The 17,476-nt window shown below is 41.9% G+C and carries 14 protein-coding genes and 1 other RNA gene; 6 read left to right on the top strand and 9 right to left on the bottom strand.

What is annotated here, in order from left to right; all coding sequences use genetic code 11:
• Positions 1-327: 327 nt before the first annotated feature.
• From serC to ffs, 5 genes are all read right to left on the bottom strand, one after another.
• On the bottom strand, positions 328-1,452 hold the full coding sequence (gene serC / locus JMW61_RS10715) for a 3-phosphoserine/phosphohydroxythreonine transaminase (protein ID WP_201551144.1): 1,125 nt from the start codon (positions 1,450-1,452) through the stop codon (positions 328-330).
• Positions 1,453-1,618: 166 nt separating this feature from the next.
• The gene (locus tag JMW61_RS10710) at positions 1,619-2,470 is read right to left on the bottom strand and encodes a hypothetical protein (RefSeq protein ID WP_201551142.1); all 852 of its coding nucleotides are present in this window, start codon (positions 2,468-2,470) and stop codon (positions 1,619-1,621) included.
• 156 nt (positions 2,471-2,626) lie between these two features.
• The gene (locus JMW61_RS10705) at positions 2,627-5,488 is read right to left on the bottom strand and encodes a M48 family metalloprotease (RefSeq protein WP_201551140.1); all 2,862 of its coding nucleotides are present in this window, start codon (positions 5,486-5,488) and stop codon (positions 2,627-2,629) included.
• A gap of 56 nt (positions 5,489-5,544) precedes the next feature.
• The gene (locus tag JMW61_RS10700; RefSeq protein ID WP_201551138.1) at positions 5,545-6,141 is read right to left on the bottom strand and encodes a LemA family protein; all 597 of its coding nucleotides are present in this window, start codon (positions 6,139-6,141) and stop codon (positions 5,545-5,547) included.
• A 294-nt stretch (positions 6,142-6,435) separates the two neighbouring features.
• Positions 6,436-6,532, bottom strand: an RNA gene (gene ffs, locus JMW61_RS10695) — signal recognition particle sRNA small type.
• Positions 6,533-6,793: 261 nt separating this feature from the next.
• Between ffs and JMW61_RS10690 the strand changes: the two genes are divergently transcribed.
• The gene (locus JMW61_RS10690) at positions 6,794-7,507 is read left to right on the top strand and encodes an SIMPL domain-containing protein (protein WP_201551136.1); all 714 of its coding nucleotides are present in this window, start codon (positions 6,794-6,796) and stop codon (positions 7,505-7,507) included.
• Between the two features lie 132 nt (positions 7,508-7,639).
• Here JMW61_RS10690 and JMW61_RS10685 read toward each other — a convergent pair whose 3' ends face one another.
• From JMW61_RS10685 to glnA, 4 genes are all read right to left on the bottom strand, one after another.
• On the bottom strand, positions 7,640-8,392 hold the full coding sequence (locus JMW61_RS10685) for a DUF4124 domain-containing protein (protein WP_201551134.1): 753 nt from the start codon (positions 8,390-8,392) through the stop codon (positions 7,640-7,642).
• Positions 8,393-8,562: 170 nt separating this feature from the next.
• A complete protein-coding gene (locus JMW61_RS10680) occupies positions 8,563-9,348 on the bottom strand; it encodes a hypothetical protein (protein WP_201551132.1) in 786 nt (261 codons plus the stop codon).
• A gap of 49 nt (positions 9,349-9,397) precedes the next feature.
• Entirely contained in the window at positions 9,398-10,195 is a 798-nt protein-coding gene (locus JMW61_RS10675) for a hypothetical protein (protein WP_201551130.1), read from the bottom strand.
• Positions 10,196-10,667: 472 nt separating this feature from the next.
• Positions 10,668-12,077 (bottom strand): type I glutamate--ammonia ligase, encoded by a 1,410-nt coding sequence (gene glnA / locus JMW61_RS10670; RefSeq protein ID WP_110923825.1) that lies wholly within the window; start codon positions 12,075-12,077, stop codon positions 10,668-10,670.
• Between the two features lie 779 nt (positions 12,078-12,856).
• On the opposite strand from glnA, the gene JMW61_RS10665 reads away from it, so the two are divergent.
• The 5 genes from JMW61_RS10665 (at position 12,857) to JMW61_RS10645 (ending at position 17,378) form a co-directional block, all read left to right on the top strand.
• Positions 12,857-13,480: an anthranilate synthase component II gene (locus JMW61_RS10665; protein WP_201551128.1), complete on the top strand. Its 624-nt coding sequence runs from the start codon at positions 12,857-12,859 to the stop codon at positions 13,478-13,480.
• A gap of 86 nt (positions 13,481-13,566) precedes the next feature.
• A complete protein-coding gene (trpD, locus tag JMW61_RS10660) occupies positions 13,567-14,688 on the top strand; it encodes an anthranilate phosphoribosyltransferase (protein ID WP_201551126.1) in 1,122 nt (373 codons plus the stop codon).
• Between the two features lie 178 nt (positions 14,689-14,866).
• Positions 14,867-15,736, top strand: a complete 870-nt coding sequence (trpC, locus tag JMW61_RS10655; RefSeq protein ID WP_201551124.1) for an indole-3-glycerol phosphate synthase TrpC — start codon at positions 14,867-14,869, stop codon at positions 15,734-15,736.
• Between the two features lie 120 nt (positions 15,737-15,856).
• Positions 15,857-16,588 carry a Smr/MutS family protein gene (locus tag JMW61_RS10650; protein WP_197217373.1) on the top strand — a complete coding sequence of 244 codons (732 nt, stop codon included), beginning with the start codon at positions 15,857-15,859 and terminating at the stop codon, positions 16,586-16,588.
• A 157-nt stretch (positions 16,589-16,745) separates the two neighbouring features.
• Positions 16,746-17,378, top strand: coding sequence for a DNA-3-methyladenine glycosylase family protein (locus JMW61_RS10645; RefSeq protein WP_201551122.1), 633 nt, complete (start codon positions 16,746-16,748; stop codon positions 17,376-17,378).
• The last annotated feature ends 98 nt before the right edge of the window (positions 17,379-17,476 follow it).

Raw genomic sequence — 17,476 nt, 5'->3', positions numbered from 1 at the left:
TGTTGCAAACCTAGCTAAGGTCTCGACATTATCGTCGGTTTGCGCCTAATTTGGTGCAATTTTAGTAATCAGCAGCCCTAATATTTGAATGTTCAACAGACCCTAGTGACTGCATGCTAATTGAAAACTCGCTAAGCATGATAAGTTGCACAAAATTTATCATAACAAACTTCAGTTTTTTAACCTAATGGTTTGCCATGCAAAGTGCGTGGTATTACAAACAAGCCACCTATCCATACACCAGCCTAGCAAACAGAGACGTTGATTTTAGACAAAAAAAGACGCAGCTCATAAAGTTGCGTCTTTTTTTCTAAAACTGGTGCTGATTTAAGCGTGCTTTTTTTCAAAGGCAATCATAAAATCAACCAGTTGCTGTACCCAGTCTAGTGATACGGCATTGTAGATACTGGCACGCATACCGCCCACATCACGGTGACCTTTTAGGTTCATCAAGCCTGCGGCGGCTGACTCTTCTAAAAACACTTTATCAAGACTGCTGTCTGCCAAGGTAAACGGCACATTCATAATAGAACGATGTTTAATGGCTACTGGATTGTTATAGAAATCGCTGTCATCAATCGTTTTATAAAGTAAGTCTGCTTTTTGCTGATTAATCTTGCCGATAGCCGCCACGCCGCCTTGCTCTTCTAACCAATCAAAGACCAGTCCTGCCAAGTACCAAGAATACGTCGCTGGCGTGTTTGACATAGACTCTTTTTCAGCCTGATGCTCGTAGTTCATTAGCAGCGGACACCACTCACTAGCCTGCCCCAATAAATCCTCACGAATAATCACAATAATCAGTCCTGCCGGACCAATGTTCTTTTGTGCACCCGCATAAATCATCCCAAATTTAGAGACGTCAATTGGCTGTGACAAAATGCAAGAAGACATATCAACGACAATCGGTGCATGGACTGTTGGCGGCTCAAATATTTGCAAGCCATGAATGGTTTCATTAGCACAATAATGAAAATATGCCGCATTTTCACTTAATTGCCACTCATTTTGATCAGGCACATCAGTAAAGTTGCTTCCTTTACCTGTTGCGACCACGTTAGTCTCGCCCAGACCTAATTTGGCATAGCGATCTGCTTCTTTAATTGCCTTGCCTGACCAAGCACCTGTCGTTAGATAATCTGCGCGCCCACCATTCAATAGGTTTAATGGTATCGCTGAAAACTGCAAGCTAGCGCCGCCTTGTAAAAAGAGCACTTTATAATTATCTGGAATGTCCATCAACGAACGCAATTTTGCTTCAGCTTTTTCCGTAATAGCAATGTACTCTTTACTACGGTGACTTACTTCCATGACCGACATACCGCTTCCCTGCCAATCAAGCAACTCGTCTTGAGCGCGTGATAATACAGCAGTTGGTATCGTAGCAGGCCCCGCTGAAAAGTTAGGCACACGGTTAGGAGCGACGGTATTGATAGTTGATGTGGTGGTCATAGTCATTATCCTAAATATGATGAAATCATCGTTGTTTGTTGGAGCGTAAAAGTTGCCTATCAAAATCACTCTAAAAGTGACTTTCGTTGTTTTTATTTGCTAATGTCTGTTTTTTATGCCGATAGTTTATACAAGTAATTTATGACCGCACCTATGACCAGCTAGCTTAACCAGATAATTTTTCCCAAAGCTGGCGCTTTAAGCTGCTATCAGTAAGCATTTCATCTAACGTAGGCACAGTGGTAAGTGTCGGATGCTCAAGCCCTTCAGGCAACTCAGTCAATGCCACCACTTGTATCTCTTCACTGCGACCAATTTTAAAGACATACCCAGCAAGACTGGCATTGGCGAGCTCTGCGGTATCCATTCCTTCACAAATAGGAAAAGAGGTGGTCTCACAAGTGATTAATAACGCTTGGGTGATATTCTGCCATAGCTTTTGACTGTCATTGTTGAGTGCTTGGATATCAACCAAAACCACCCAGTCGCCATAACGACCGCCTTGCAAGTCGAATGGTGCTATTTTTTTAAAGCTCTCATCGTTGTTTATATGAGCAATAGGGCTCTGCTTGATAGCGGCAGTAGTTTGCTGAGCTATGTTATCTACGAGAGGTCTAACTGCCACATCAGGAGTAGTGGTATCAAAACTATAAGTGACAGGGCTTTGTTCATTAGGTGATTTTAACTCTACATCACTAGCATCATGGTAATAATTGCGCGTGGCGTCATCATCGATGGCCGCTGATACAGAATCAGCAAATGCTATATTTGACATTTCGATGCTCGCGGCATTATTACTTTGCTGCTCTATACTTGGTTGTTCAGTGTTAGTAACAGACGACACAGCCTGAGTAGGCGTATCAATTGTAGAATCAGGAATAGTAGGCGCAGAGATATCTGCCATATTGATAGTGGCGGAGCCTGGCTGCACCCACTGATTGATACCCATCATCGCTAAAATTTGGCGCTGCTGCATACGATGTTGCAATACAATTAGCGGGTCTGCAATGTCACTCATACGTCTTTACTATCCTACTCATCTAAGATGGGTTTACAGAATATCTGTATTAAAAAATGTCAAATAACAACTTAAATCATGCAACTTCTGGCCAGCCCAATACGTGTCAAAAAATGCTTACGCACTTCACTCAGTAACATCACTCAATCATAGTATTCAAAAGAGCTTTCGAACGCCTAACCAGCGCTCTGAAAGCAGCATTAAGCAATCATACTCATCTTGGCTGACTATCGTATCGTGTAACATCACTGTATGCAATGTACTCAGCCATTGCTGATAATTATTGTAGGTGTAACTCTCACCAGTCGTATCATTATAATCTATTTGCTTGAGGCTCTGTTGTCTCTCTTGATAATTATCACTGCGTTTGGCAGCTATTGCAGACGACTTAACGGTAGAGGCTATGCACACAGGCACATTCTCTATCAAGGCCAATAGCTGAATACTATTGAGGTTTTGTGCCATCAACAGCAACCACTGTAGATTGGCATCGCTAATGGCTGCTAAAGCAATATCAATCAAGCGTGCATGGCGGCGCAAGTCCACGATATAGTGGGCCACACTAGCATCGTTATAGTTAAGCATTGAACTATATAGCGCTGATGTCATTTGGCCTTTGACATCTTTTGACAAACGATATGCTAGTAAAATTAGCATCGTTCTCTTAACATCGTTCAGTCGAGCAAACACTTGACCTGAAGGATCAAGTTGAGCATATATACCCTTTGTGCCAGCTCTCAATGTGTGCTGCCATGACTCATATTTTCGTACATGTGACGGCTCATCACTTAGCACCGTAGATAGTACCGGTAACAGCTGTTGTAAATGCAGCGCTTGCCATAATGACAAAATAGAAGGCATCCAAGACGCATCACTTTTGGCGTCAGCTGATTCTGACTGAATACTATGCGTAAGAAAACCTTTATCCGTCATCTTATCCGCTAAGTCTATACTCAGATCAGCAGTTAACTGACCATTAAAGAGTTCAGTGATACCTTGTTGATAGCGGATAAGCATCATACGACATTTTTTTTGCTGACTATAATGCTGATAGCTTTCATTGCTATGGCTACTCTCATGCTTCAGACGTAGCTCTGCAATCACGCTTTCGGATAAATTATGCTGACTCAAATTTTTTATGGCAGTTGTGATTAGCGCACTGTCTAATCGTCGATCAATACTCGCTACGGTTTCTATCAATTTATGGTCGATGGCATGCGGTAGTATTTGCGCTTGGCGATGATCATCGGTTTTATTGGTAGTAACTTCGTACCAAATATCAGCCAAGTCATAAGTGCTCGTCGTTGCTAGGGCTTGACCCTGATGGCATAGCATCACCGCCTCAATCAAAGCCTGTGCGCCTAAGGGGTGGTGACTGTGATTGAGCACATACTGTGGCAGCGAGACTTTTTCAATATCATCAATACTAATCAGCGCTGCCGATGGTAAATCGCTATCAGGTTTTGCCTGCCAAGGTTTTAACTGTTCATGGATATCCATATCTTGCGACGATACCTGCAATCGCCCATCAATGACGACATCTTGCGCTACAACGAAATCTAGCCCTTTCTCTTCTTTCTCTAATTCACTATTCAACGCTTGAGTAGAAAGTAGCTCTGCGTGGGGTAATTGATTGTCAGTATTTTCTTTTTTATTACTACTTAGGCTATTTGTTTTTACTTTACCCACGTCCCCGAGTCGACGCTGCTCATATATTTCTTTTATTTTTTGCTGGTTGATGCGTTTTTCTTTAGCAACTTGTACGGCAAACTTATGGTAAGCATTGGCATTGATAGCACCCATACGCTCGGACAAACTGGGATGAGTCGCAAACCAAGAGACATCCCCCAGGTCTGTGCCACTACTGGCAAAGAAAAAATGACTGAGTCCATTGATATCAGTGATACCTGTCAAGCGTGAACCAAGTGAATCTTGATGAATGGCTTTTAGTGTCTCCATAATCGCAGGAGAGCGCGTCAGCTGCACACTGGTCGCGTCGGCAAGCAGTTCACGCTCACGATTGAAGCTATGTTTGATTAACTGAGCACTGGCCATACTCGAAAAGCTCAACCCATGTAACAACAATGTCCAAACGCTACGAGGCACTTTGCGATCTACTACCGGTTTGTTTTGTAGCCATTTCGACTGACTTTTTGCGGTTGACTGCTGATTTTGCGACTGACTCTGCCAGTACGCCACCCACTCACTATGAGTGGTAAAGCTTGCGGTTTTTGCTTCGGTACTACGAGCATGATTATCGATGGACTTTTGTGATAGAACAAGGTTTTGATTGACGGCATTATCAAAATAATTGCCATTACCGATAGGATCGCTCCAGTCATATAGTATCTGCAAGCCTGCCAACACTACCATCAGCTGCAGATTGAAGGTGGCATCGCCATGGAGGATATGACCATACTCATGACCGATGAGCCCGTACAAAGCCTCATCAGACAACTTATCCAACGCACCTTGCGTCACGACCAGCACCATATCCTGACTATGCCGACCAGCCACGAAACCATTGATGCCTTGCTCATCAGGCAACACATACAAGACAGGCATACTCAAACCTGAAGCAATGGCCAACTGTTGCGCAATTTCATGATAGCGGCGGTAGACTGGTGGAAAGTCACGCTCATCACGAACCGCGATATGACGTGCACTATAGCGAACCTTTTGTACAGGCTCATGCTGATGAGCAATGCCCTCACTGTGCTCCCAAGCGTCTTGGCTATGATCAATAAATAACCTAACAGCACCTACTCGCTGAGCAATAGCACGACCGCCCGCTTTTAGACGACGATACTCTAAAAAACTACCACCAGCGAAGCTACCTAATGTCCAGATAATGACCAGTACTAACGCCCAATAATAAATGCCACCCGTAAATAATGTGAGCAACAATGCCATGACACCGAGCGCCACTGCCATATGCGCAAATACAATGAGAAAAAATAGCCCGTAGAGCAATAGACTGCGCTGAGTACGTGTGCGCTGTTCACCAAAAAAATCCATCTACTTGTCTTACCTAAACTTTATATTGTCTAAACATAGCCGAACGCATGTGAATATCAGCCCATATTGACAACAGGGGCTTGAGCAATCGCCTTTCTATCTTCAAACACCAACTGACTCAATGGGCGAAAGCCAAAAGTCGTGCTAACTAGATTATTGGGAAATACTTCGCGATCGTTATTATAAAACATCACACTATCATTATAGTGTTGACGCGCAAAACCAATCCGATTCTCCGTATTGGTCAGCTCATCCATCAGCTCTTTAATCATACTGTCTGCTTTTAGTTCAGGGTACGCTTCCACGACAGCAGAAAACTGTCCCAAGGCTTTGGACAGCATACTCTCTGCTTTGGCAAATAGTGCCATATGCTCCAGTGAGTCTGGCTGATGCTGGTTAGAGTCTTGCAAGCTTTGGGCATGATTACGCGCGCTGATGACACGAGTAAGCGTTTCTTCTTCGTGCGTCAAATAACGCTTGGCCGTCTCAACAAGATTTGGAATCAAATCATGACGGCGCTTCAATTGCACATCGATCTGAGCAAAACCATTTTTTGCTTGGTTACGGGCGCGTACCAATTTATTAAATATGGATACCCCAAATACCACCACCAACACCACAAAGGCAATAAACAGCCAGACAAACATCTTCATAATCAAATCCTAAAACGTTTCGTATTGATATTAAGGTCTGTTACATACTCCACCATGGCACTGACAGCGACTATTGGTGAATATTCAACACACTCTAATGTTACTAAAAAGTTAATACATTGTATTTTAACTCATATTAATCAATGAAGCTTCGAAATTGATTAATAAATCGAAATATAAATGGATAAAATTCACGCAAAAAAAAGCCCTTTACAATGAAGGGCTTAATACATAATACGAGTGTTTCTGACTGATTATAAAACCAATTATCAAATTTTAGGCAAAAAAAAGCGACTCCAAAAGCACATCCTCGGCACACACTGTGACTATTACCGTTGCTACCTTCCGGTCCTGGCGGGATTCATAGAACAATGTTGCGAGGCTACCAATGGAGCCACCAGTTGCAAATTATACAAGAATTTTTTAATTTTACAACCCCTATCGTAAAACTGTTTTTGTAAGGCAAAAAAATCAGTAACTTAGGTGACAAAATTATCACAGCATCGCGTCTGAATTTTGCTATGTTAGCCTATAAAGCTGAGCATGATGGATAGCAACTAACAAATAAAATGCACCGCTTTTAATAGAGAGAGACAGCGTTTAATGATAGCTTCTCTCTTTATCATTGATATAACTTACTAAGGAGATAGTAATGAAAACCACTCTACTAAACAAAGCAGCCCTAACGACTGGCTCTGCACTTCTATTAACCGCTATGATGGGCAGCGCGCATGCAGAACCAACTGGCTACGACCAGCTTACTTTTCAAACAGAAGTAAAAGAAGAAGCGCAAAATGATGAAGTACGAGCCAGCTTATACAAAAAAGCACAGGCAACTGACTCAAAAGCATTGGCCACCACGCTCAACACCTCTATCAACAATGCCTTGAAAATCGCCAAGCGCTATCCTAGCGTCACTGTCAGCACAGGACAGCAGCGCACTTACCCTAGTTATGATAAAAACAACAAAATCATAGGCTGGACAGGACAAGCCAATATAGATTTGAAGAGTACTGACTTTGCCGCGACCAGTCAGCTCATTGCCGACCTACAAGAAACGCTTGTCATGGAAAATCTCAGCTTTGGTGTGTCAGACACCAAAAAAGATGCGCTAGAACAGAAGCTAATGACCAGTGCCTCTCGCGCGTTTCAGCAACAAGCTAAAAACCTAACTAGCGCATGGAATGCTCGCGGCTATCGCGTGGTGAACGTCAACCTAAATACAGGTAGTAACTACCCGCGTCCGATGTATAGCGCCATGAGCATGAAATCAGACTCACTTGAGTCAGTACCAAGCCAAAGCTTTGAGTCTGGCAACAGTACAATCTCTGTGACGGCAAACGGTACGATTGAGTTGACTAAATAAATCAACTTATACCAGCAGTTGGTTCGTTTATAAATTGAACTATTCATACTAAAAAGGCAAGCACCATTAAGGTTCTTGCCTTTTTTCTTAAGCTGTTATCTATGCTGCCGTTATTCATCAATAAGACAAGCTCTAATCACCTTGACGTAACTTTAGTAATAGTTTTTGGTACAACGATAGATTCTGATAAGCCAACAGCTGCTCTGCCTTTCTTTTATTATCTTGCAAGGTTGTATTGTTTTGGATGACATAAACGGTTCGTGCTACTTGTTGCAGGGTTTTACCTTTATCATTAGTCAAAACTGCTGTGATACTGTGCGATCCCGGTAAAATATCTACCGTTGGGATGGAAGCACTGAGACCCTGCGCCACCTCATTACCATCCAAGTAAATACTCACGTTATCGCCTGCTTGTAAAGATGGCTTTACTTGTACATTTACAGCGATATTTTGGGCAGGTCGACGATAAGCACGCTCTTCGCTAGGCTCAGTGATCGTAAGCTGATAATTGACCGCGGTTTTGACGGTTGAACTATCAGCATCAGGTGTAATCGTCGTCTCTGTGCTAGCAGCTTGAGCAGTACTGCTAGACTGACCACTCGTATTGCTATTGTTACTTGAGTTAAGCGTATCATTTCTAGTCATCACACTGGTCTGAGTGACTTGCTTGTCTGCTTGCTGCTCATAATTCTGTGGACGATCGGTGAAGGTGACTTGACCCGTCTTTTCATCAACGACTTTATAAATAGCAGAGGCATTTGCTAAAGGGGCGTAGAGGCTGGCTGTGAAGACGAGCAAGCCTGTGAATAACATCTTATTTTTTGTATGACTGCGTATGGTCATGGCGGTCTGAATCAAACGGGAATGTTTTGAGAGTGAGTGCATAGTCAGTCAACCTAATAAGTGCGCGTATTTAACAAATATGATAGTACCATTATGGGGTATTTTTCAGCGAATAACACTAGGGCGTGTCTTCAATCTGAGTATTAAACATTGAAAGCTTCATAATAGTGCCTGTTGTTATAATCATGATGGCTGATTTAAGTAATCAGTATTTACTCTATTGGCGATATATTCCACGTTTCTATCAAATCCCATATTGCAGTATCAATTTCCTGCCAGTGTTGTAAGTTGCTAGGATGAAAGTACCATTCGACTTTGATGCCCCCATAGATAGGATCGTATGAAATAGCTTTGATTTTCCCATCATTCAAAAATGAAAAAACTATGCCAGAGACTTGTGGATTAATAGAATTACCAAAGCAGTGTGGTATTCCAATATCATCTCTAGTACGGCAATGTAATCCATACTTTTCTGAAAGCTCTTTTTCGTATTTAGCCTTTACCTCTCTTTCTTCCTTTTCTGTTGCCTCTTTAGTTGTAAGACTAGCTTGATATGAGTTAATCACTACCTTCACCTGATCAGGATGATCTAAAGTATCATTAGACTCAACTACTCTATCCGACGCCTGCACTGTAGAACCATTAAGCATCAGATTAAACTCATATCTTCTGCCTGAGTGCTTAGAGATAGGCATGTCTCTTGCCTCTGACTCGCTTATCTTGTCAAATCCTATAGGCTGATAATCAATAGGAAATTGTCCAAGATAACGCTCATACTGTGGACGATAGAACTCGGCTTCCCCTCTTTTAGAGTGGTTTTCAAGAGAGTGCTCTCGCCTTTGTCCGACTTCAGCTTTTAAAATAAGATGATTATTAATCTTCCAAGTAACGATATCGCCCTCTTTATAAGGATCTTGCTTTTTATCTTGTTGCATACAACTTATTTGAAACAGTGACAAGGTTATTATTACTAAAGAGCTTAACGTTGAAAGCTTCATGGTAGTGCCTGTTGTTATAATTATGATGGCTGATTTAAGTAATCAGTATTTACTCTATTGGCGATATATTCCATGTATCCAGCAATCTCCAAATGGCAGCATCAATCACTTGTGCTTGGTCAAGGTTTTTGCGATCAGCATACCAGTTAATTTTTACACCGTTATAAATGGACTCTCTATATTCAACAAACATTGGAGCTTGCTTAGTTATTGGAATATAAATTTTATAACCTGAAATGAGTGAGTTTTCAGATTGACCAAAACATTTTTGATGGTTATATTCGCCTTTTTCTCCCTTAAACCGATAACAAGTCACTCCATTGTTAGTTTCTGCAGAATCAGCCTCTAACTCTAACATTGTGTAATTATCAAAAGACTGCTTGGTATTCCCCCCTAGAGAATAATTATTTACGATAACTTTCACCTGATCGGGGTGATCTAATGTTTCATCAGATATAACACTTCTATCCGACGCCTGTACCCATGAGCCATTAAGCATTAGATTAAATTCCAAGGCTTGCCCTGGCATAATTGGTGTTACTGGCATCGCTAGCGCTTCTTCTTCGCTAATGGTGTCGAATGCTTTGGGCTGATAATCAATGGGGAACTGACCGAGATAATGCTCTGCGTGTGGACGATAGAACTCAGACTCTCCTCGTTTAGAATGATTCTCAAGCGAATGAGTTCGCCTCTCCCCTATTTCAGCCTTAATTATCATCTCACCCCATAGTAACCAAATAACGATGTCGCCCTCTTTATAGGGGTCTTGCTTTTTTTGTTGCATACAACTTATTTGAAACAGTAACAAGGTTATTATTACTAAAGAGCTTAACGTTGAAGTCTTCATGGCAGTGCCTGTTGTTATAATTATGATGGCTGATTTTGAAACATTGAGCGTTACGACCAGTATTTATTATCGATTATTCATTCTTATAACATTCACAAAAATTAGAGTGGCAAGGAAAACAAGTGCAAGTACTACGCATTGTAGACTAAACGAGTTTGACACAGCTAATCGTATTTTTTGGGTTTGGTATTAATCTCTTATTTTGAGATAATTATTAGGGCGTGTCTTCATTTCAAAAATGGTGATAAAAATGAGATAAATTGCCGTCAAACAAGGAAAATAGCGCAGATAATATCGGGATATTAACCAGCTATTTGATGATGTTTGGCAAGATTTAGCCATTTTCAGCCCATTTAGATGACTATCGAGTGAATTAAAGACACGCCCTAGTTTAAATTCCACAAAAAAAACCAGCTAAGTTAACCTTAGCTGGTTTTTTTGACTCAAAATAACTGAGTGCTTTAGCGACTAATTAGCAGCTGTAGTACATGTCAAATTCGACAGGGTGTACAGTTACATTCAGACGTTGTACTTCTTCTTCTTTCAAAGCGATAAACGCTTCTAGCATGTCTTCAGTGAACACATCGCCTTTTAATAAGAAGTCATGATCGTCACGCAATGCTTGCAATGCAACATCTAAGCTCTCTGCAACCGTTGGGATTTGTGCTTCTTCTTCTGGTGGCAAGTCATACAAGTTTTTGTCAGCAGCTTCACCTGGATGCATTTTGTTTTGGATACCGTCAAGGCCAGCCATCAGCAATGCAGCAAATGCTAAGTATGGGTTCGCTGTTGGATCAGGGAAACGGGCTTCTACACGTACCGCTTTAGGGCTGCTCACGTGTGGAATACGGATAGACGCTGAACGGTTAGATGCTGAGTAAGCCAGTTTAATAGGCGCTTCATAATGTGGTACTAGGCGCTTATAGCTGTTGGTCGATGGGTTGGTAATCGCGTTCAAAGCACGAGCATGCTTGATGATACCACCAACGAAGAACAAAGCTGTTTCAGACAAACCAGCATATTCATCACCAGCGAAGGTATTTACGCCATCTTTAGCGATAGACATGTGCACGTGCATACCTGAACCATTGTCACCAACGATTGGCTTAGGCATAAAGGTAGCCGTTTTACCAAACTGATGCGCAACGTTATGAACAACATATTTCAACTGTTGAACTTCATCTGCCTTACGTACCATGGTGTTAAATGCAACACCAATTTCAGACTGGCAAGATGCTACTTCGTGATGATGTACTTCAACGCTACCTGCACCAACGATGTCTTCGATACGCTCACACATAATTGAACGCATGTCTTGTGAGCTATCGATAGGTGGTACTGGGAAATAGCCGCCTTTGACACGTGGACGATGCGCCATGTTGCCCCACTCATACGTCTCGCCTGTTGACCATGCTGCTTCTTCAGCAGTGATTTTATGGCTAACACCAGACATATCAATTGACCACTTCACGTCATCAAAGATAAAGAATTCAGGCTCAGGACCAAAATAAGCAGTATCACCAATGCCAGTAGACTTTAAGTATTCTTCAGCACGGCGTGCGATAGAGCGTGGGTCACGATCATAGCCTTGTAGCGTTGATGGCTCGATAATGTCACAAGTAACGACAACGGTAACTGAATCAAAGAACGGGTCAACAAAAGCAGTTTCTGGATCTGGGCGCAAGATCATATCTGAGGCTTCAATACCTTTCCAACCAGCTATAGATGAACCATCAAACATCTTGCCGTCTTCCATTACTTCTTCGTCAATGGTATGTGAAGGAAAGCTGATATGTTGTTCTTTACCACGGGTATCGGTAAAACGAAAGTCAACCCATTTAGCATTTGTTGATTTGATAAGGTCTAGTAATTTGTTCGACATAAATAATCTCCGTTGTGTTGATCACGTTATTGCGATTTAAAGTGACTGATGCCATTTACTGGTTCAAGAATATCAGCTGTGTTCTTAATACTAAATAGCGCCTTCAATATTATGCTTATTATCAGCACTGTCAATGTCTTTAGTCAAGACATCCTTTTAATGCTTATTTTTCATTCTAACAACATATAACTCACAATAGTAAATTCTTCCGGCACTTATTAATAATTATTTTTGAATCAATTTTCAGCCATAAATAATCATGAAAGTAGTGATGCAAACGCTGTGCCAACTTATAAAAAAATAATATTTGAGACAATACCCATCAACTTAATTCGCAATTATTACAATTACCTATAACATGATTTATTCTTTATCAAGCATGGCCTATCAACGACCCACTCGCCTATTATTTCTCATTTATAGGTATAAAACATCATATTATTGCACTTTTTCGGTGCTAAAAAATCGCACCATTAACGAACAATGTTCTTTTTTAGTGCATACCTTACAATTAAAAAATATCAGACAAGCCAATAACCAAAGTCTCCTCGTAACTATTTCGTCAAAAGTATTGTGAGGTAAGATAATTTTTACGCATGACTTACTTAGATAGCTTGTACCCTACATTTGATAGACCACAAAATAATGGTAAGATAACCGCGCCTTACAAACGTATGATTCAAGAGACATCTGAATCAAAAAGAACTTGAGTAAAGAGCCTCTAACTATAGATAACTATAAATCTAAAAATACAATCACATCCATAAGTTGAAAACCCAATGATTTTGATGATCGATAATTACGACAGCTTTACGTACAATATCGTACAGTACTTCGGTGAATTACAGCAGGACATCACCGTCTGGCGTAATGATCAGGCTACCATTGAACAAATTCAAACCCTTGCACCAGACGTAATTGTCATTGGTCCTGGCCCATGTGATCCTGATCGAGCTGGCATCTCTTTAGCAGTGATCGAAACATTCAAGGGTGTCATACCGATATTGGGTATTTGCTTGGGTCATCAGGCCATTGGACAAGCATTCGGTGGTCAAGTGGTCAAAGCGGGTGAAGTCATGCATGGTCGGCTATCGGCCGTCTACCATAACGGTCAAGGTGTGTTTACTGGATTGCCTAATCCATCACAAGTCACCCGTTACCACTCGCTCGTCATTGACAAACGCAGCCTGCCCGATTGTCTTGAGCTGACCGCATGGACACAGTATGCCGATGGCAGCATTGAGGAAATTATGGGCATCCGACATAAAACTTTGGCCATCGAAGGGGTGCAATTCCATCCTGAGTCTATTTTGAGCGAGGCCGGTTATCAGTTGCTCAATAACTTTTTGCAAACACATAATTTGGCAGTACTGGCCTCGAACGAATTACCACAAGTCGGCTAAGTATTGTTAAAAAATACATCTAAAATATTAAATTTGAAACCAACTTAATCTAAAATAAACTTATAAAAATAGTAAGCGAGAATATAATGAGTACAACAAGAATAGAGGGTAATCACACTCCAGATAGTATTGCTCAATTGTCTGATGCAGATATTCATAAGTTACTGACGGCATCGTTAGAAAGAATTTTTCAGCACATTGATTTAACCTTTGATGAGATGTATCAAGTAATGCTGATCATCATGCAAGGCAGATGTAGCGACGCCATGATGGGCGCTATTTTGACTGGCTTACGTATGAAAGGTGAATCAATCGATGAGATTACTGCATCGGCCAGTGCCATGCGTGCCTTGGCTTCTAATATCGAACCAAAGAACTGTGATTACTTAGTGGACATCGTTGGCACTGGTGGCGATGGCGCTAATTTATTCAATGTGTCTACCGCCTCTGCTCTTGTGGCAGCAGCGGCTGGCGCGCAAGTTGCCAAACACGGCAACCGCGGCGTGTCTAGCAAGTCGGGTAGCTCAGACTTACTCGAACAAGCGGGTATTAGTCTTGCGCTCACACCTGCACAAGCAAAAGACTGTATCGAAAACCAAGGTATCGGCTTTCTGTTCGCACCCAATCATCACAGTGCCATGCGCTATGCCATACCCGTGCGCCGCGAACTCAAAGCGCGTACGATTTTCAATATTTTAGGACCATTAACCAATCCTGCTGGCACGCCCAATCTGGTCATTGGCGTTTTCACTGCTCAATTGTGTGAGCCTATCGCCAACGTCATGAAAAACTTGGGCGCCCGTCATGTGATGGTCGTGGGTGCAAAAGACGGCTTGGATGAGATTAGCCTTGCTACTTCAACTACTGTCGCTGAATTAAAAGATGGCGAGATATCTGTTTATGAAATGATGCCAGAAGATGCAGGTATTGAATCACAGACCCTGATCGGTCTCGATGTTGACTCTCCAGCACAAAGTCTGGAACTGATTCGTGCGGCACTATCTGGAGCCGACACTCATGACCGCTCTGTACTTAAGGCGCGTGATATGATTGCACTCAATGCAGGTGCGGCAATATACACGGCAGGACTTGCCAGCAACTACGCTAATGGTGTGAGCCGAGCGCAAAAAGCCATTCAAAATGGTGATGCGTTGCTCAAGCTTGAGTCTCTGGCCAACTATACACAGCAATTAGTGGCTCAGGGTTAACTTATAAGCACTCATATGGTGCAAAATTTGCCACCACTGTCTATAGACAAAGAAGTCTAAAACGGATACAAGGCAGCCGACTGCAGATTGTACAAGTCGTACATCTAAGAAGGGTAACGCCGTAGCCATTTAGTAATTCTTTGACTATATTTACATTTAACGATATTCGGATACCAGTATGACCACAACTCACTCAGACATACCTTCAGTATTACAGCGCATTGTTGCAACCAAAATAGAAGAAGTAAAAGCCGCGCGTGAGAGTCTTTCTCTTGAGGATTTACAAGCGCAAGTCGCAGCTGATAATAAACCACGCCGAGGTTTTGCTGCTGCTTTACGAGCGGCCAGTACGAACAAAAACAGTGTCGGTATCATTGCTGAAATCAAAAAAGCATCACCGTCTAAAGGTATTATCAATCATAACTTTGCACCGGCGTTATTTGCCCAACAGTATGAGCAAGCAGGTGCCAGCTGTTTATCAGTGTTAACTGATCGTGATTATTTTCAAGGTGATGATAGCTATCTTCTTCAAGCGGCTAATGCTGCAAGCCTACCAATATTGCGCAAAGACTTTATGGTGGATGTATACCAAATCTATCAATCTTATCTAATGGGTGCAGACTGTATATTACTTATCATGGCTTGCCTTGATGACACACAAGTACACGAGCTGCATGCACTGAGTATCGAGCTAGGTATGGATGTATTGATAGAAATACATATCAAATCTGAGCTTGATCGTGCACTAACATTGCCACGCTCAGCACATAATATTTATGGCATTAATAATCGCGACTTAAATACTTTTGACGCCGATCTGCAAACCACATTAGATCTAAAAAATATTTTGATCGAAGCATTAGCGGTAGACAATACAACCCTTAAACCGCTCGTCGTCACCGAGAGTGGCATTCATAGCAGTGATGATATTCGTTTGATGTTAAGCCATGATATTCAGCACTTTTTAATTGGTGAGCAGTTTATGAAAACGGATCATCCTGGACAAGCGTTACAATCCTTACTTGCGGGCGTCGCAGCAGACGAGTAAAGTAACTAAAATAGCTTAGGCTACGATACGATACGATTCGTAAGCTTATATTAATATAGCACCAGCGACGATATAGACTATCAAGTCATTCATTCATCAACCAACGATACATTAACTTTTATGTCAAATTCTCTGTTTTCAAAAGAAATGCAAGACCAACTTAAAGAGCTAAAAGGCCAACTAAGCAAAGGTCGTGATACCACATCACCTGAAGGTGAGGATCAAAAGCCAACTGAACCTGTGTCATTACCCACGCAAAAGCAAGTCAATAAGACTGTTAAGCAAATGAACAGCGAACATGTTGATGATGATAAAGTGCTGTTTATGCAAGCCATGCATGGCGTCAATCAGCTTGACGATAAAAATGTCCGTTCACCTGCCAATGCAGCAAAAGTGGGCAAACCTGATGCAACCACACTGTCTAAACGTGCGGCTGCTCAAGGTAGTGAAGCCAGTGACTTAGGCGCAGGCTTGTCAGATATGCAAGCGCTGCTCAACCCTGTCGCTGCTGAAGCATTTTTATCGTACAAACAGCCAACCTTGCAAAACAAGATCTTTGATCAACTTAAGAAAGGCAAGCTACGCTGGTATGATGCTGTAGATATTCATGGTTGCACGATAGAAGAAGCTCGTGACGCCATGACGCAATTACTGAGTCAAGCGAAACAAAAAAATGAGACGATGGTAAAAATAGTCCATGGTAAAGGCTCTGAGGCCATTCTAAAAACGTGTGTGAATGGTTGGTTACGTCAATTACCAGAAGTACTAGCCTTCTGCTCTGCCCCGCCTAAAGATGGCGGTAATGGTGCAGTGTTGGTATTGCTCAAAAAGCCTAAAGCTGATGGTGAATAATTTTTATTGCTAGCTCAGTATTAGAAATGAAAAGGACTGCACATGGCAGTCCTTTTTTATATAAATAAATCGTCTATTTCTATAGTAGCAAGCTGTAAGCACATAGCTATACGACTGTCATGCACACATGCAAAACTTTTATTCGAGTGAATCTATCATGAGCATACAAACAATTGAAAGTATTGAAGCACTAAATGAGCATATCACTGCTTTGATTGCTATCGAACCACGATTTGAGCCTGTTCATAAGCAAGTTGACACGCCAAGTCTTAGACATAATACAGGTGGGTTTGAGCAGCTGATGAGAGCAATGGTTGGTCAGCAGTTATCTGTCGCTGCCGCAGCCAGCATTTGGCAACGGTTGGTTGATGCAGGCTTGACGACACCGAATGCAATCATTGAGGCAACAGATGAGACTTTGCGAGCACAAGGACTGTCTAAACAAAAAACTCGTTATATCCGCTCATTGGTCGAGCACGATATAGACTTTAATGCACTAGAGACTATGTTAGATGAAGATGTCATACATACGCTAACTGCCGTCACTGGTATTGGTCGCTGGACAGCTGAGATGTACTTGTTGTTTTCTTTAAAACGCGCAGACGTATTCGCTGTCGATGACTTAGCCATCAAAGTGGCGGCCATGGAGTTGCTAGGTTTAGCAGAGCGACCTACACCGAAACAATTAAAGAACCTGACCCAAGACTGGTCACCACACCGTAGTGCTGCCAGCCTGTTGCTATGGTCGTATTATGGTGCATTACGCAATAAAACTGCAGTGCCTTTATAAAGACCTAGCATTAAAAAAAGTGAGTAAGGCAATCCTTTGAGTCTTATATTGATAGCGACCTCTGTATTTAACACCATTACAAAGGTCTCTTTAATCTT

The sequence above is a fragment of the Psychrobacter fjordensis genome, from assembly GCF_904845995.1.
Taxonomy (GTDB): domain Bacteria; phylum Pseudomonadota; class Gammaproteobacteria; order Pseudomonadales; family Moraxellaceae; genus Psychrobacter; species Psychrobacter fjordensis.
This window is presented reverse-complemented; position numbering and strand designations above follow the sequence as displayed.

Excerpts from the sequence above, each read along its gene's own strand:
- JMW61_RS10700 (WP_201551138.1), bottom strand. The coding sequence starts at position 6,141 with ATGAAGATGTTTGTCTGGCTGTTTATTGCCTTTGTGGTGTTGGTGGTG.
- serC (WP_201551144.1), bottom strand. The coding sequence starts at position 1,452 with ATGACCACCACATCAACTATCAATACCGTCGCTCCTAACCGTGTGCCT.
- JMW61_RS10705 (WP_201551140.1), bottom strand. The coding sequence starts at position 5,488 with ATGGATTTTTTTGGTGAACAGCGCACACGTACTCAGCGCAGTCTATTG.
- trpD (WP_201551126.1), top strand. The coding sequence starts at position 13,567 with ATGAGTACAACAAGAATAGAGGGTAATCACACTCCAGATAGTATTGCT.
- JMW61_RS10690 (WP_201551136.1), top strand. The coding sequence starts at position 6,794 with ATGAAAACCACTCTACTAAACAAAGCAGCCCTAACGACTGGCTCTGCA.
- JMW61_RS10675 (WP_201551130.1), bottom strand. The coding sequence starts at position 10,195 with ATGAAGACTTCAACGTTAAGCTCTTTAGTAATAATAACCTTGTTACTG.
- trpC (WP_201551124.1), top strand. The coding sequence starts at position 14,867 with ATGACCACAACTCACTCAGACATACCTTCAGTATTACAGCGCATTGTT.
- JMW61_RS10710 (WP_201551142.1), bottom strand. The coding sequence starts at position 2,470 with ATGAGTGACATTGCAGACCCGCTAATTGTATTGCAACATCGTATGCAG.
- JMW61_RS10645 (WP_201551122.1), top strand. The coding sequence starts at position 16,746 with ATGAGCATACAAACAATTGAAAGTATTGAAGCACTAAATGAGCATATC.
- glnA (WP_110923825.1), bottom strand. The coding sequence starts at position 12,077 with ATGTCGAACAAATTACTAGACCTTATCAAATCAACAAATGCTAAATGG.
- JMW61_RS10665 (WP_201551128.1), top strand. The coding sequence starts at position 12,857 with ATGATTTTGATGATCGATAATTACGACAGCTTTACGTACAATATCGTA.
- JMW61_RS10650 (WP_197217373.1), top strand. The coding sequence starts at position 15,857 with ATGTCAAATTCTCTGTTTTCAAAAGAAATGCAAGACCAACTTAAAGAG.
- JMW61_RS10685 (WP_201551134.1), bottom strand. The coding sequence starts at position 8,392 with ATGCACTCACTCTCAAAACATTCCCGTTTGATTCAGACCGCCATGACC.
- JMW61_RS10680 (WP_201551132.1), bottom strand. The coding sequence starts at position 9,348 with ATGAAGCTTTCAACGTTAAGCTCTTTAGTAATAATAACCTTGTCACTG.